The sequence below is a fragment of the Brevibacillus gelatini genome (assembly GCF_003710935.1).
Lineage (GTDB): Bacteria > Bacillota > Bacilli > Brevibacillales > Brevibacillaceae > Brevibacillus > Brevibacillus gelatini.
On record NZ_RHHS01000025.1, the window covers coordinates 1 to 15,213 of the forward strand.

At 51.0% G+C, this 15,213-nt stretch carries 15 protein-coding genes; 9 read left to right on the forward strand and 6 right to left on the reverse strand.

Translation table 11 applies throughout. The annotated features are described in order from the left end of the window. Positions 1–325: 325 nt before the first annotated feature. The 4 genes from EDM57_RS10535 to EDM57_RS10550 form a co-directional block, all read right to left on the reverse strand. Positions 326–1,159: a stalk domain-containing protein gene (locus tag EDM57_RS10535; protein WP_122904726.1), complete on the reverse strand. Its 834-nt coding sequence runs from the start codon at positions 1,157–1,159 to the stop codon at positions 326–328. A 601-nt stretch (positions 1,160–1,760) separates the two neighbouring features. After that, entirely contained in the window at positions 1,761–2,534 is a 774-nt protein-coding gene (locus tag EDM57_RS10540; RefSeq protein WP_122904727.1) for a hypothetical protein, read from the reverse strand. A gap of 352 nt (positions 2,535–2,886) precedes the next feature. Beyond that, positions 2,887–3,564 carry an MgtC/SapB family protein gene (locus EDM57_RS10545; RefSeq protein WP_122904728.1) on the reverse strand — a complete coding sequence of 226 codons (678 nt, stop codon included), beginning with the start codon at positions 3,562–3,564 and terminating at the stop codon, positions 2,887–2,889. Positions 3,565–3,754: 190 nt separating this feature from the next. Continuing rightward, positions 3,755–5,110 carry an MATE family efflux transporter gene (locus EDM57_RS10550; RefSeq protein WP_122904729.1) on the reverse strand — a complete coding sequence of 452 codons (1,356 nt, stop codon included), beginning with the start codon at positions 5,108–5,110 and terminating at the stop codon, positions 3,755–3,757. Between the two features lie 284 nt (positions 5,111–5,394). Between EDM57_RS10550 and EDM57_RS10555 the strand changes: the two genes are divergently transcribed. The 6 genes from EDM57_RS10555 (at position 5,395) to EDM57_RS10580 (ending at position 11,043) form a co-directional block, all read left to right on the forward strand. Beyond that, positions 5,395–6,750: an LLM class flavin-dependent oxidoreductase gene (locus EDM57_RS10555; protein ID WP_122904730.1), complete on the forward strand. Its 1,356-nt coding sequence runs from the start codon at positions 5,395–5,397 to the stop codon at positions 6,748–6,750. Positions 6,751–6,828: 78 nt separating this feature from the next. Further along, positions 6,829–7,329, forward strand: coding sequence for a GNAT family N-acetyltransferase (locus tag EDM57_RS10560; RefSeq protein WP_122904731.1), 501 nt, complete (start codon positions 6,829–6,831; stop codon positions 7,327–7,329). A gap of 49 nt (positions 7,330–7,378) precedes the next feature. Beyond that, positions 7,379–8,182 (forward strand): amino acid ABC transporter substrate-binding protein, encoded by an 804-nt coding sequence (locus EDM57_RS10565; protein WP_122904732.1) that lies wholly within the window; start codon positions 7,379–7,381, stop codon positions 8,180–8,182. 14 nt (positions 8,183–8,196) lie between these two features. Beyond that, positions 8,197–8,868 (forward strand): amino acid ABC transporter permease, encoded by a 672-nt coding sequence (locus tag EDM57_RS10570; RefSeq protein ID WP_122904733.1) that lies wholly within the window; start codon positions 8,197–8,199, stop codon positions 8,866–8,868. A gap of 12 nt (positions 8,869–8,880) precedes the next feature. Then, entirely contained in the window at positions 8,881–9,633 is a 753-nt protein-coding gene (locus EDM57_RS10575; protein WP_122904734.1) for an amino acid ABC transporter ATP-binding protein, read from the forward strand. Positions 9,634–9,657: 24 nt separating this feature from the next. Further along, positions 9,658–11,043: an MmgE/PrpD family protein gene (locus EDM57_RS10580; protein ID WP_122904735.1), complete on the forward strand. Its 1,386-nt coding sequence runs from the start codon at positions 9,658–9,660 to the stop codon at positions 11,041–11,043. Positions 11,044–11,049: 6 nt separating this feature from the next. On the opposite strand, the gene EDM57_RS10585 is transcribed toward EDM57_RS10580, so the two are convergent. Beyond that, positions 11,050–11,982 carry a nucleoside hydrolase gene (locus EDM57_RS10585; RefSeq protein WP_122904750.1) on the reverse strand — a complete coding sequence of 311 codons (933 nt, stop codon included), beginning with the start codon at positions 11,980–11,982 and terminating at the stop codon, positions 11,050–11,052. 228 nt (positions 11,983–12,210) lie between these two features. Between EDM57_RS10585 and EDM57_RS10590 the strand changes: the two genes are divergently transcribed. The 3 genes from EDM57_RS10590 to EDM57_RS10600 all read left to right on the forward strand — a co-directional run bounded on the left by EDM57_RS10590 (position 12,211) and on the right by EDM57_RS10600 (position 14,007). Next, the gene (locus EDM57_RS10590) at positions 12,211–12,651 is read left to right on the forward strand and encodes a hypothetical protein (protein WP_122904736.1); all 441 of its coding nucleotides are present in this window, start codon (positions 12,211–12,213) and stop codon (positions 12,649–12,651) included. After that, positions 12,639–12,938 (forward strand): YxcD family protein, encoded by a 300-nt coding sequence (locus EDM57_RS10595; protein WP_122904737.1) that lies wholly within the window; start codon positions 12,639–12,641, stop codon positions 12,936–12,938. Before EDM57_RS10590 ends, EDM57_RS10595 begins: the two co-directional genes overlap by 13 nt. 187 nt (positions 12,939–13,125) lie before the next feature. After that, on the forward strand, positions 13,126–14,007 hold the full coding sequence (locus tag EDM57_RS10600; protein ID WP_122904738.1) for an ABC transporter ATP-binding protein: 882 nt from the start codon (positions 13,126–13,128) through the stop codon (positions 14,005–14,007). Positions 14,008–14,141: 134 nt separating this feature from the next. Here EDM57_RS10600 and EDM57_RS10605 read toward each other — a convergent pair whose 3' ends face one another. Beyond that, a complete protein-coding gene (locus EDM57_RS10605) occupies positions 14,142–15,116 on the reverse strand; it encodes a siderophore ABC transporter substrate-binding protein (RefSeq protein ID WP_122904739.1) in 975 nt (324 codons plus the stop codon). Positions 15,117–15,213: the final 97 nt, after the last annotated feature.

Sequence of the window (15,213 nt, forward strand, 5' to 3'; positions counted from 1 at the left end):
CATTACTTTATAGTGGGAGGTATTATTGAAAAGAGGTCAATTTGAGGGTATGACAACGTCAAGAGCACGAAAGCCAAAGTTAGATTCGCAAGCATGGAAGGATTCACTTCATATCGCTTCGAATATGGGCACTGTGGCAAATCCGATTGGTAATCGCCGATATTTCTTGCCTAATAAACCTAAATCCCCCGATGCAATAGATATCCTTAAGTTGGGGAACCATTGGTTTTTCAATTATAAATAAAGATAATTAGTAGGAGGGAGTGCCTCTATACTACTCTTGGTAGTTTGGGGCACTCCTTATTAGTTTAACCAGTTCCCCATGTTAATTCTGGGAGAATGAAATATTTTTCATTTTATACGTGCCATCTTTAAAATGATATTCAATCTTTAGATACCCTATATGCTGCAAATAAGCACCTTCCACACCAACGATGGCCATTATTTTGTTTTCAAAGATCTGATAGTTAATGATGTTTTCAAAGCTGATTTCAGAAATTCTCTCTGGAAAAGAGGAATTCTTTAAATTTAGGGATGAAACTTTTCCATCTATTTTTATTTCTACTTCAGAATCAGATATTATCTTGGTTGCAACATGTTTTTTCACTATATCCAATGGATTTTCTATAGAATACTCGGTAAAGTTTTCAGGATTCACAATATGAATGTTTTGGACCGAAAAGCCTGTTCCATGACCTTCACTTAAAACAATAACCAATTCTTTTTTCTGATCGTTATTTAAATCCACATAATACAATTGAGGCAAATCTGTAATCTTTTCAATTGTTTTCCATTCGTAAACTTTTTTCACTCCCTTGCTGCTGACAACTAAATCTTTATAGAAGTTGTTTTCTTTATTTAAAGCATATAAGTAAACATCCTCTTCTGGAATAGAGGCAATCATTTTAATATCAGCGTTAATAGTAACTGTCTGTTTGGTGGCATCCCAGCTTACTTTAGATCCTAAAGATTCCATTAACCTAACTGGTATATACACACGCCCATTTAGGAATTGAGGCTCCCAATCGGTTTCTTCTTCGCCATTTAGATAAATAGAAATTTTTTGTTGTAACGCACTGCTATCATTCATCGAGAAATGAAAGAAACCGATTAAGAAAAGTGATAAAGCAATAACGAGCTTTGATTTATCAGGTAACATTATGCTGCCTCCTTAACTCAATCTCGATCCTGGCGACATCTAACAGAAAATCTGTGGCCCAACCTCGTCCTCCATTCACAGCGAACCACTCATTTTGCGAAATGTCCAACGAATCAAATTCCTTTTTTCTCAAATATTGTAAGGGAGAAAGTGGAAAAAGGCATTACTTCATTAGATGCATTTTTGGGGCGGCTCTTTGCTTGGTTTCCTCGAAATTAATCCGCCGCTTTTGACGCGGTTTTCCTTTTTCTCCGGAGGCGGACAGTCTCGGCTCCCCCTGCTGGAGGCCCAAGTGCCTGCAGCGTTTTCGTAGCCGACATGCGGGTTCAGCGCGGTTACGAGCATCAGGGATAAGGGAAGAAGTGTATACGAACAGTTGGTTGATGAAAGTTTCCAAAATAAAAATCCAGCAACACCTTAGCACGGGGATAACTGGATTTTTGGTCTGGCTCCATTGTGAAAATGTGCAACTACTTTGAGTTTTAATAGGCATGACAAGACTTTTTTAAAACACCAACCACCAGAAATGGTAGCTCACTTGCAATTTGTTCGGAAGTAAGTTGAGAGCCTTTTGGGAGAACATTGCAAGTGTTTGTTTTGTTTAATTTTCTTTAGGGCTAGGGAAAAAGGCAGAATTAACAGAAGGCAAAGAATTTGCTAGATTAATAATGTTTTGCTTGCTAGTATTTCCGGATACAACTATTAGTTTTCCAGAATCCAAATAATACAAAAAATTGTTATTTAAAACATATGCTTCATTCTTATTGGTTAAAGTAATTTTTTCAGGATTATTTGTTTCAACAAAAGGAAAGCGATTATATACGGCAATGGCAACTATCTCTTTTTCATTAGCAAATACCCAAATTTTTTTGTTTTTTTTCGGTATTTCGAGATTTAATGCATTAAATTTATCCATTGGCAAATTTAAGCCCTCTTTATTACTAAACCCCGTACCACCTTGTAATCTTAAAAAACCATCAATCACCCATTTTTCGGTATTATTATTGTACTCATACAGAAAAACGGTATAATTCGTTTCTCCTTCAGGGGAACGTATAGCCACAATACTGGTATCACCAAGAGTCGATTCAAAAATGACATCATTTTTTTGAGGAAATATACTTTTCCCATCTTTAAAAGTAACTTTATATTGATATGTTACCGCTTCAGAAGGGAAAGAGACATTTTTTGGTGACTCATGTACTGTAACTGACTCCACTTCTTTATCTTTCGTTACTTTAGATTGTCCATCAGGAACTTTTGTATCTTCAATAATTATCTCCTTATTTTTCTTCGTTGATGTATCCGCTTGACAACCTAGCAAGACACCAAAAAGAATTGGGAGTAAAAAAGGAAACAGTAATTTAATATGCATTGGAAAAACTTACTCCTATCTGTTCCTAAAAGGTTCGCTTCTAGCCATCTTGGCTTTATATTTGGGTCCCATTACTTTTATTTTGGCACTATCTTTAATATTACATGTGGACGTTACATAATAGTAGTCGCCTTCCCAAGTCTCTGTATATGCAAAGGCCTCCTTTTTCAAGTTATCGTATTCTTTTTAGACCGAAAAGTCATAAATGGGAATAGCCTAAAAAGTTTTGTGTAAATGGTCAAAAATCCCATGAAGTTACCCTTGTAGCCAAAAAAATCCCCTTCAAGTATCAGTGTATCATCCAAGCTCGTTAACTTGGTTTTTCCACCGTCTACCTAAAGGGGATCATCCATTATCTACTCTCTACCTCAACAGAAACCACGTGGTCAACAGCCTTCAGCAAGCTGTAAATGTCGGTCGTATACGTGTTTTCCGAAGCGGTTATCATCATTTCCAGCTTTTGCTGGCCGTTGTCCAGGTCTTTGACCTTGACCCGTTTCACCTGCAAGTCGATGTGCTTGATCTGTTTAAAAATGCTGTCCAGATCACCGCTTGCTTCGACCACCATCTTGATCGACAAATCCCGCTGCCGCAATGATTCGGGGCCGATCCATTTGAGAATGAGCGGAAACAGGTTGATCGCCAAAATAATCAGGATGGTCGCTGTCACCGCCTCAAAGTAATACCCCGCGCCTACGGCAATGCCCAGTCCAGAGGCAGCCCAGACCATGGAAGCGGTGGTCAGGCCGGAGATCACGTCGTTGCTTCTGCGCAAAATGACGCCCGCTCCGAGAAAACCGACGCCGCTCACAATTTGCGCAGCCAGGCGCAACGGGTCCATGTTGGTGTGGCCAGGCAAGGAGAACCGATGCACCGATTCAATCGACACAATCGTAATCAGGCAGCTCGCCACTGAGATGACCATGCTTGTTTTCACGCCAAGCGGCTTGTGTTTGAGCTGTCGGTCCATCCCGATCAGCAAGCCCAGAAACATGGCGATCCCCAACTTCAGCAAAAAACCATACGTCATGCGCTCTCCTCCCCCTTTCCTTCAATGTCAGCTTTTCTTCCATCACTCTATTAGAAAGTATATACGCTCTCCTTGAAAAATAGGAGAGAAATTTTCCATGGACTGCCTATAGTGTAGTGTAAGCTTGCCCTCCTGTCTTCATGCAACAAACGGGAAACCTCTCGTCCAGAGATTTCCCGCCAATGTTTGGTTATTGGGTGCTGCGTATCATGCGGTTTTGCAGGGACAAGAGGCGGCCAAACAGGAAGATCGCGCCCGCCGCCAAGCCTGAAATCAGTCCGATCCAGTAGCCAAAGGCAGCCAGTGAAGTGTATTGCGCCAGAATGAACCCAAGCGGCAGCCCGATGACCCAGTACGAGACCAGCGCGACGATAAACGTGACCGTCACGTCCTTGTAGCCGCGCAAAATTCCCTGGATCGGAGCTGCTACCGCATCGGAGATCAGGAACAGAATCGAGTACATCAGGAAGTGCTGCGTAAGCTCCAAAACCTCGATTTCCGACGTATAAAACCCGGCAACCTGCCTGTTGAACACCAGCAAGCCGACTCCAAACAGCAAGGCAAGTCCAGTGGCGATCCCGATGCCCAAATAGCTGTACTGCTTCGCGTCGCGAAACCGCTTCGCCCCTACTTCGAATCCGACCACGATGGTCAGAGCCATCGAGATGCTGAGCGGAACCATGTAAATGAACGACGCGAAGTTCATGGCCGCCTGGTGCGCCGCAATCGTAATCGTGCTGTACTCGCTCATGAGCAGGGTAACAGCGGCAAAAATGCTCACTTCAAAAAAGATCGAAAAGCCGATTGGCAAGCCGAGCTTGAGCTGTTCTTTCCAGGCGCTCATGGAGACGCGGTAAAACTTGCTGAACAGCCCGAATTCGGTAAAGGGCTGCACGCGCCGCACAACAAACAGGCTAATCAGCAAAATGCACCAGTAAGTCAGGGCAGAGGCGTAGCCCGCTCCAATCCCGCCCAGGCGCGGCAAGCCGAAGTTGCCGAAAATCAGGGCGTAGTTCAGCACGACGTTGATCGGCAGCGAGAGCAGGGTAATCAACATGGTGATTCTCGTCTCGCCCAGCGCGTCGATAAAGCAGCGAATGACCGTGTTGAGGAACAAGGGCACAATTCCGATGGCAATCGCATGCAGGAAGCCGCGGGCGATGTGTCTGACATCGTTTTCGAGCTGCATGCTGTTCAATACCGGATCAAGCGCCAAGCCGCCGACGACCATCACCCCGATGGCAATCGCCACGCCCAGATACAGCGCCTGCATGACCGTGTACGGCACCTGGTCCTTGCGCTGCGCCCCGATCATTTGCGCAACCATCGGCATCACCGCCATGAGAATGCCTGTCAGGCCTGCTTGCACAGGCGTCCACAGACTGGCCCCGATTGCCACCCCGGCCAGGTCGGTCGGACTGGCGTGCCCGGACATGATCGTATCGGCAAAGGTCATGGAAAACAGCGCCAACTGCGATATTAAGATCGGCAGCAGCACCATCAGAAACTGCCGCCACTTTTCTTTTAACGAATAGGTCTCATGCATGATTGTTCTTCCTCATTTACATTAGAAATATATAGGTGAAAAATAATGTAAAAACGTTTTGAAAAGCAATGCAAAAAGCTTCTCTATGCACTTTAGCACAAAAAGACCGTATAGACATAAGAAAATCGAAGCAGCGTGACGGAAAACATACTGTTACTAATTTTCAATATACATTGACAATTGGGCGTAAAGAGGCGTATAGTGTAAAACTATAAATACCGACTAATTAAATTGGAATTATAAGATTTAATTCCTACCCGACAACCAAAGGAGCGTAGAAGGACATGGCACAGGCCCCCAAACATTTGAAAATCGGCGTTTTTCTCGCCGGCACCGGTCATCATGTCGCCTCCTGGCGTCACCCTCATGCGCAAACCGATGGCAGCATGAACCTCGCCTACTTTCAAAAATTGGCGAAAACAGCCGAACGCGGGAAGCTGGATATGCTGTTTCTCGCAGACAGCCTGTCGATCAGCCCGGACTCCCATCCGAACGTGCTGGCACGCTTTGAGCCTTTCACGCTGCTTTCTGCCCTGGCCGCCGTTACTGCGAAAATCGGCCTGGCCGCCACGGCGTCCACGACGTACAGCGAGCCTTTTCACATCGCCCGCCAGTTCGCATCGCTCGATCATATCAGCAACGGTCGTGCAGCGTGGAATGTCGTCACCTCCTCCATCGAATCTACGGCCTTGAACTTTAGCGGAGAAAAGCATCCCGAACACAGCCTCCGCTATCGGCGTGCAGAGGAATTCGTCGAGGTCGTGAAAGGACTGTGGGACTCCTGGGAAGACGACGCCCTCATTCGCGAGCAGGAAACAGGCGTTTTTTTCGATCCGGCCATGCTGCATGAGCTGCAGCATCACGGCGAGTTCTTTTCCGTTCGCGGGCCGTTAAACGTAGCCCGACCGCCGCAGGGACATCCCGTTATCATTCAGGCAGGCTCCTCCGAGCCAGGTCAGCATCTGGCCGCAAAAACCGCCGAGGTCATTTTCACGGCGCAAAACAACCTGCCGGACGCCCAAGCTTTTTACCAAAGCGTGAAGGCAAAAGTCGTTTCCTATGGCCGCTCTCCTGACGAGGTGCACATCATGCCGGGCATCTTCCCGGTTCTCGGCGACACGGAGGAAGCCGCACAGGCCAAATTCCGGGAGCTGCAAGAGCTGATTTTGCCCTCCGTCGGGTTGAAAATTCTCTCCAGCTATCTCGGGGGGTTCGATCTGACACCGTATCCGCTCGACGGTCCGCTGCCCGACGTCGACATTCCCGAGACGAACAGTGTAAAAAGCCGCTTTGAGCTGGTGCTGAACCTGGCGCGTCGGGAAAAGCTGACCATTCGCCAGCTTTATCAGTACATCGCCGGTTCACGCGGCCACCACATCTTTGTCGGAACGCCACAGCAGCTGGCGGACAAGATGGAGGAATGGCTGCTGCAAGGCGGTTGCGACGGCTTCAATCTGATGCCGCCTCTTTTGCCAGAGGGCCTGGACGTGTTCGTCGATGAGGTCGTACCGATTCTCCAGCAGCGCGGACTGTTCCGCACCGAATACGAAGGTAATACGCTGCGCGAGCATCTTGGCTTGAAGCGCCCCGTCAATCGTTATACGAATCGGCAAGCCGCCGGGACACACGCATCCAGCTAAAACGCCGCAAACGGCCAGCCGATGCCGACAAACACATCGCCTGGACTCGTTTGCCGCGAGAAGTGCGAGGGAGACAACATGACAACCATTTACCGTCTGGCAACCGCTGACGATGCAGAACAACTGCTTGACCTGACGCTGCGAGCCTATGCACCGATCCGCGAGCTGGGCATTCATTTTGCCGCAGCCACAGCCGATCTGGCACTTGTCCAGAAAAATATTCACAACAACGCCTGCTACGTTCTGGAGGAAGCCGGACGGATTCGGGCGACCGTTTCCCTGCGCATGCCTTGGGGGCCACAACCCGGACCGTTCGGCCTGCCGCATATCTGGTGGTTTGCTGTCGATCCAGACATCGGCAAAAAAGGCGTCGGCTCCGCCCTGCTGACATGGGTAGAGGAAAGCATCGTCCGGGATACGCTGAAGGCCCCTGCCGTATCGCTCGGCACGGCCGACAAGCATCCGTGGCTGTCTGCCATGTATGAACGAAGAGGCTATGTCCGTGCCGGAGCAGCTGATCTCGGGCGCGGCCACACAACGATTTTTTTCCGCAAAGAGCTGCACACGCCACTGCCCTAGCTCACGCGGCACAGCACCCCCTAAAAAACAACGGATAGGAGAGATTCACATGAAAAAACATAAAGACATTCTCGCGATTACACTCGGCCTCTCCCTGCTGCTTGCCGCCTGCGGCAATGGCGGCGACCAGGCTGCATCAGGCGCTCAGGAGGAAAAAGTTTTACGCGTAGGCGCGACAGGACAGAGCTACCCGTTCGCTTACAAGGAAGGGGAAAAGCTGCAGGGCTTTGACGTCGAAGTCGCAGAGACAATCGCCGCGAAGCTCGGCTATAAAATCGAATGGCACCTGGCCGAGTTCAGCGGCGTGATGGGCCAGCTCGAAACAGGCCGAATCGATACGGTTGCCAACCAGGTAGCCGTGACCGATGAACGCAAGCAGAAGTTCAACTTTTCCCAGACCTACGCCTACGCCGGGACACAAATCATCGTGAAAAACGACAACAACGACATCCATTCCGTCGCCGATCTGAAAGGAAAAACCGTCGGAGCGGTACTCGGCTCGAATCATACGAAAAACCTGCAAAAACAAGACCCGAACAACGAAATCAACATCCGCACCTACGAGACGCAAGAAGGCACGCTCAACGACGTCGCCTACGGCCGGATCGACGCCTACATCAATGGACGCAGCGTACTTTTGGCGCAGATCGAAAAAACCGGGCTGCCGCTGAAGCTGGCCGGAGATCCGTTCACGTATGAAGAAGTGGCCTTCCCGTTCCCGAAAGACGAGAAACACGATCAACTGCGCACAGAGTTTGACAAGGTGCTGACCGAACTGCGCGACAACGGCACTCTGAAACAGCTGTCGGAAAAATACTTCAAGGCTGATGTTACGGCGCCAATCCAGAAATAGGCGGTGGGTGCACGATGAATTTTGACGGGAAATACATGCTAGAGGTTTTCCCTACCTTGCTCAAATATTTGCCGCTCACTTTGGTGATGGCCGTCGTCGCAATGATTTTCGCCATCGCCATTGGGCTTTTGCTCGCTCTCGTCACGAAAAACCGGGTACCCGTGCTCTATCAGCTTGCCAACGTGTACATTTCCTTTTTTCGCGCCACGCCTACGCTCGTTCAGCTGTTTCTGATCTACTACGGCTTGCCGCAGCTTTTCCCGTCGTTTAGCGCGATGAATGCCTTGACGGCAGCGATTATTGGCCTAAGCATCAAAAATTCGGCCTATTTGGCGGAGATTTTCCGCGCAGCCCTGGACTCTGTCGACAACGGACAGCTGGAGGCGTGTCTGGCTGTCGGCATGACCAAGGCCCAGGCGTACCGCCGCATCATTCTTCCGCAAGCGGCGCGCAACGCGATCCCCGCCTCGGGCAATACGTTTATCGGGCTGGTGAAGGAAACGTCCCTGGCTTTTACGCTCGGGGTTGCCGAGCTGTTTGCCCAAGGAAAAATGATGGCGTCCGCGTCGTTGAAGTTTTTTGAAATCTACCTTGCCGTCGCGATTGTGTACTGGGCGTTGACGATTGTCTACAGTCTCCTGCAGGAATGGCTGGAAAAACGACTGAGCAAGCCATATAAAAACTAGCGAGGGATTGCCATGATAAAAGTAACGAATCTGCGCAAGCAGTTTAACGATCTGGTCGTGCTCGACGGCATCGACATCGAAGTGGCGCAGGGCGAGGTCGTGGCCATCATCGGACCTTCCGGCTCAGGAAAATCGACGCTTTTGCGCTGCCTCAACCTGCTGGAAAGCCCGGACGCCGGACGAATCGAAATCGGGCAGGCCACACTGGACGCACCGAAATACTCGCGCAAGCAAGCGCACCACCTGCGCCAGCAGACCGCGATGGTTTTTCAAAACTACAACCTGTTCAAAAACCGGACAGCGCTGCAAAACGTCACGGAATCGCTCATCATTACGAAAAAGATGAAGCAAAGCGAAGCGGACAAAATCGGCAGGGCGCTTCTGGAGCAGGTCGGTCTGGCGCACAAAGCCGACAGCTACCCGATCACCTTGTCAGGGGGCCAGCAGCAGCGCGTTGCCATCGCCCGTGCGCTCGCTGTCGACCCGCATGCGATTTTGCTCGATGAGCCGACCTCCGCGCTCGACCCCGAGCTGGTGGCGGAAGTCTTGCAGGTCATCAAGGCGATTGCGGAAAAGCGCACGACCATGCTGATCGTCACCCATGAGATGGCATTTGCCCGCCAGGTGGCCGACCGCATCATTTTCATGGCGGATGGCAAAATCGTCGAGCAAGGAACCCCCGATGAATTGTTTGACCGCCCGCAAAACCCGCGCACGCAGCGGTTTTTGCAGCAAATAAGCGCCCCGGCCTCCTTCATTTCGTAGGCCAGGAAAGGAAGTGGCCCTCCCGTGACACATGTATATGCGAGCACAGGACGAGACAGACAGCTGACAAAAGAGCTGGCTGATCTCGTCGTTTCTTCTCACCCGGAAAAAGACACTGCCGCCATGGCAGCAGCGCGGCTGGGAATCCTGGACTTCCTGGCTGCCAGCTTGGCCGCGCGCGAGGATGCGGGCCTGGTGAAGCTGTGGAGCATTGCCGAAGCAGAAGGCGGCCGCGCCCAAGTGCCTGTCATCGGGCAACAGCGCAAGGCGAGCTTTCTTGCGGCAGCCCTGCTGAACGGCTACATCGGGCACGCGCTCGATTTTGACGACGTGCATTCCGATGTGCGCGGCCATCCCAGCACAGTCATTTTGCCTGCGCTGCTCTCCGTTGCCGCCGTCTCTTCCGTCAGCGGCCAGCGGTTTCTCGCCGCCTATGTCATCGGCGTCGAAGTCATGGCCCGGCTCGGGCGCGCGATTGGGGACGCCCATTACCTCAAAGGCTGGCACAATACATCTACGCTCGGAGTGATCGCAGCCGCCGTTGCGGCAGGCTACGCCAAAGGCTTTTCTGCCGAACAGTTGCAAAAAGCAATCGGCTTTGCCGCCACCCAGGCGAGCGGATTGCGCGCGCAATTCGGCACGGAAACAAAGCCGCTGCACGCCGGACTCGCCGCCCAGTCTGCCTTGCTTGCCGTCAGACTGGCGGAAGCAGACTTCGGCGGCAGCTCGCAGGCGCTGGATGGAAAACACGGCTTTTTTGCCGTCTACGGAGATCCAGAGTTGGCAAACTCCGTGCTGCTGCAAGACTGGGGCGCCTCCTGGCGAATCGTCTCGCCTGGGCTCTGGTTCAAAATTTATCCGTTTTGCTCTGCTGCCCATCACGCTGCGGACGCGGCGGTTCGCCTGGCGGCACGCCACACTTTCACGCCGGATGAGCTTGCGGCGGTTCGCATCATTTTTCCGCCCAAAGGAGACGCGGCGCTCGTCGAGAAAGAGCCGCGCACGGGCGAGCAAGGGCGCTTCAGCGTCGAGTACGTGGTCAGCCTCGCTTTGCACAGACGCTCACTGTCTTTGGAAAGCTTCACGGCAGCGCCGATTGACCGGGACATTCTCGCCTTTTTGCCGCGTGTACAGCGGGCCTACGACAGCGAGATTACGCCTGTGCTGGAAGCGGTGCCCAAGGGGCGCTTTACCATCGTCGAAATCACGACAAAAGCCGGGCAGGTGTATCGCGAGCGTGTAGATCGTCCGCGCGGCGCTCCGGGCAATGCGCTCACAGCAAAAGAGGTGCAGCAAAAGCTCGCTGACGTGCTGACAGCCGCTCCCACGCTTGCCGAGCGGTTGGCGAGCACGGTTGACTCTCTTGCGGCAGAGGCAGATATAACGCCGTTCCTCACGCTGCTCGGCTGAACAGCATCAAGCTTTCAATGCCCCGAGAAAAAGCGTGAAGAACGCTTCTGTATCTACGTCCAGACAGACGTTCATGTTCGGTTCCTTTTTCAGGCGGTTCTGAAAGTCGCAAACCGTTTGCCCGTCACATAGCTCGCTTCTCGTTTCCATATCGACGTACAGCCTTTGCGTCTTTACCAGCGAGCGGTCCAGCGCAACTGCAACCGCCAGTGGATCGTGCATGGCGCAGGCGCGCACGCCGTTGCGTTCCAAGGAGCGGTCCATGTAATCGGACGTGCTTTGCCTCACGTAGCGGCCGATGGGCGTATCGCCCAGTTCGTCGATATGCTCTTCGGTAAGCAGGACTCGCCGTGTCACATCCAGCCCGACCAATGTCAATTGCGGAAATCCGGCGTGAAACACTACCTTGGCGGCTTCCGGATCGACGTACATGTTGTACTCCGCCACCGGGGTTACATTTCCGTGCCCGTTCACTACCCCGCCCATAAAAATGACTTCCTTTACATGCTTGACCAGCTCGGGGCACTTTTTGACCGCCAGAGCCAGATTCGTCAGCGGCCCTGTCATGACCAGCGTAACTTCCCCAGGACGAGCCAGCACTTGCTCGCAGATGAAATCGGGCGCAAAGCCGTCCCGCGGCTGCGTCAGCACCTTTGCATCCCGCAAAGCTCCGCCAAGCCCGTCCTCGCCATGAATGCGATGCTCGAAAAACAACGGGCGCAAAAGCGGCCGGGAAGCTCCGCAAATGACGGGAATCGTCGCTCCCGCTTGCAGGAAGTCGAGAATTTTGCACGTATTCTCTGTCGCTTTTCCAAGAGATACGTTGCCGTTTACGGTAGTGATTCCGATCAATTCACATTGACCGCTCTTGATCGCCAAAATCACACCCAGCGCGTCATCAATTCCGGTATCGACATCAAGAATGACTTTTTTCTTTATTACAGCGCTCTCCAACGCGTATCGCCCCCTGTTTTTTCCTCTTTCTACAACTTTAAACACTCATGACGCCTTAGTAAAGGACTGCGCAATCCTGCCGGACGTCAAGGGCCCGCGTCTTGTTTTCTTCTGCCATCCAGCAATGTTCACCGAATGTTTGGTGGAAAAGCTTTAAATATTCATGTAGACTTATATGTAACTTAATAAATAGAAAGGAGCTACTTCAATCACATGAAAAAACTCATCATGCTTTTGGTCGCCGTCATGCTCGTACTCGCTCCTGGCGGATTCGCAGATCATGCCGATGCAAAAGGCTATAAGTCTGGCAAAAAATCGTTCAATTCCAATACAGCTCCAACGAACACGCAAACGCCAACCAAAGCCGATTCGAATGTAAATGCCTCTACCAATAAAAGCACGACAACCAATACACCAGCAACTGCTGCTCCAACCAAAAGCAGCGGCGGCTTCATGAAAGGCCTGCTCGTCGGTGGACTGGCCGGCTTGCTGTTTGGCAGCCTGTTTGGCGACATGGGAGCTTTGGGCGCGATCTTTGGCTTCCTGATTAACATGCTGGCGATTGTGGCCGTGATCGTCCTGATCCGCAAAATCTTCGTCTACTTCAAAACGCAACGCGCGAAGAAGCAGGAACTGAACGCATGGAAAAGATAACTTTTTCCGAGCAATTGCTCATCAACGCCATCTGCCTGCATGTGGCGAGCAAGAAGCAAATTCAACCGCAGGACGTAGAGGTTGAACTGATGTGGGACGAAGACTACGGCTTTTCCGCCGAAGTATACGCCAACGGCCGCAAGCAAGTGTTTATCGAGATCAACCTGATCGAAGCGATCCGCTTCTATCTGGAAACACAGATGCAGCTCAACCCGTACTCCGCGGGGATCGAGCTGGTACTGGATGACGAGGAAGGCATCATCGCCCACGTCACGTACCGAGGCTGACTGCCAAGCCAATTTGCTCATTTGCGAGCAGATTGGCTTTTTCCATGCCTGAATGACGCGATCAGGTACCGATCAACTATTGAATTTGCCTGCATTCCGTTATATACTTTAATGAAAATGATTCTCATTGTCTGCTTTTGCTTCCATATACACCATACATACTTTCCTGCAAAGGAGTTGGCCTATTGTGCAACGCTTGTACACGCAAAATCTGGACATCGGCTACGGCGAACTTTCCATTGTCAAAAACCTGAATATCAGCATCCCTTCCGGCAAAATCACCGCGCTGGTCGGCGCAAACGGCTCGGGCAAATCAACGATTCTCAAAACATTGGCCCGGATCATGAAGCCGTCAGGCGGACAGGTATTTTTGGACGGGAAGTCTATCCATCAGCAATCGACAAAAGAAGTCGCCAAGCAGCTGGCGATACTTCCGCAGAACCCTACTGCTCCCGACGGATTGACTGTGTCTGAGCTTGTTACCTACGGCCGCTTCCCGCATCAAAAAGGCTTCGGTTCCCTGACCAAGGAAGACAAGGAAATCGTTCAGTGGGCCATTTCCATGACGGGCATGAGCGACTTCTACGACCGGCCTGTCGATCAGCTCTCCGGCGGTCAGCGCCAGCGCGCCTGGATCGCCATGGCACTTGCGCAAGGAACCGACATCCTGTTTTTGGATGAGCCGACGACCTTCCTCGATATGGCGCACCAGCTGGAAGTGCTCAAGCTGCTGCAAAAGCTGAACGAGGAAGAAAAACGCACGATCGTCATGGTCGTCCACGATCTGAACCACGCCACCCGCTACGCCCAGCATATGGTGGCGATCTCCCGCGGCACCGTCATGGCAGAAGGCACTCCTGCAGAAGTCATGACCCCTGAGATGCTGCGCAAAGTATTCAATATCGAAGCAGACATTTTGACTGACCCGCGCACAGGCGTACCGCTTTGTCTCCCTTATGAGCTGAGCCATGCGGTTGAAAACAGGCAGCCTGCATCCAGCCCGGTTCAAACAGCCGCCCAGGCGGTGCAAGAACAGGAAGAAGAACGCAAGCTGGTCGGCACTCGTTAGTTCAAACCTTCATAAGATAACACAAGCCATTCTCCTGATTGCCCCAATGGAGAATGGCTTTTTTATGCGAAGAAGCAAAGACAGCCCAAGGCTTGCTATGCCCCAGGCTGTCGCCAATCCGTCAACGATGCTGATTACCACTTGATTTTTTGCAGGATTTCGTCTGCCATGTTAGCGGTAGACACCAATCCGCCACCGGACAGGTACCAGTAGTTTGCATCCAGGTAAATGATGTTGCCGTTTTTGAATGCTTTTGTGTTTTTCATCAGTTCGTTTTCCACCGCTTCTTTTGCCGCAGCAGAAGCACCCTCGTTTCCATTGATTACGCCACGGTCTACGACAAACAGGTAGTCAGGGTTTTTTTCTACCACGTACTCAGCCGATACGCTTTGTCCGTGTGTAGATACTTCAATGTTTTTGTCTACGGCAGCAAAACCAAACACGTCATGCAGGATACCGAAGCGGGAACCAGGACCGTAAGCGCTCAGCTTGCCTTCGTTCACCAGAACGATCAGCGCGTTTTTGCCGCTTGCAGTCGCCTTTTCATTCAGTTGCTTGATGGAATCGTTGATTTTCGCCAGTTCTTCCTCTACTTGCGCTTCTTTGCCGAAGATGGTGCCGAGCGTTTTCATGTTCTCGGTGAAAGACTCCATGTACTTCGCCGTATCTACGCCCATGAAGATGGTTGGAGCAATTTTGTTCAACTCTTCATACGCCTCTTGTTGACGGCCGGAGATGAAGATGACTTCCGGTTTCATCGCGTTGATTTTTTCAAAGTCAGGCTCTTTCAAGCTGCCGATGTTGGTGTATTTCGCATCTTTGAATTTTTCCAGGTAAGGAGGAATGCTGGCTTGCGCTACCCCTTTCACTTCAATACCCAGTTTGTCCAGGGAATCGAGCACGCCAAAGTCAAAGACGACTACGTTTTGCGGGTTCTTTTTCAGTTTGGCCTCGCCCAGTTTATGTTTGACGGTAATTTCTTCGGATTCATTCGCAGCGCCGTTGGAAGCCTCCGGCGTTTGGGAAGGAGCAGCACTATTGGAACCGCATGCTGCTGTAAAGACTGCCAACAGTACGGCCATGAACAGCATAAGGAGTTTTTTGTTCATTTCTCTCACCTCTAAAATTTTTAATATATATAAAATTATTGATAGCTGCTTTGGAAATCCCTCTGCACACTATCAAAATAATTTTATCGAAAGGGAA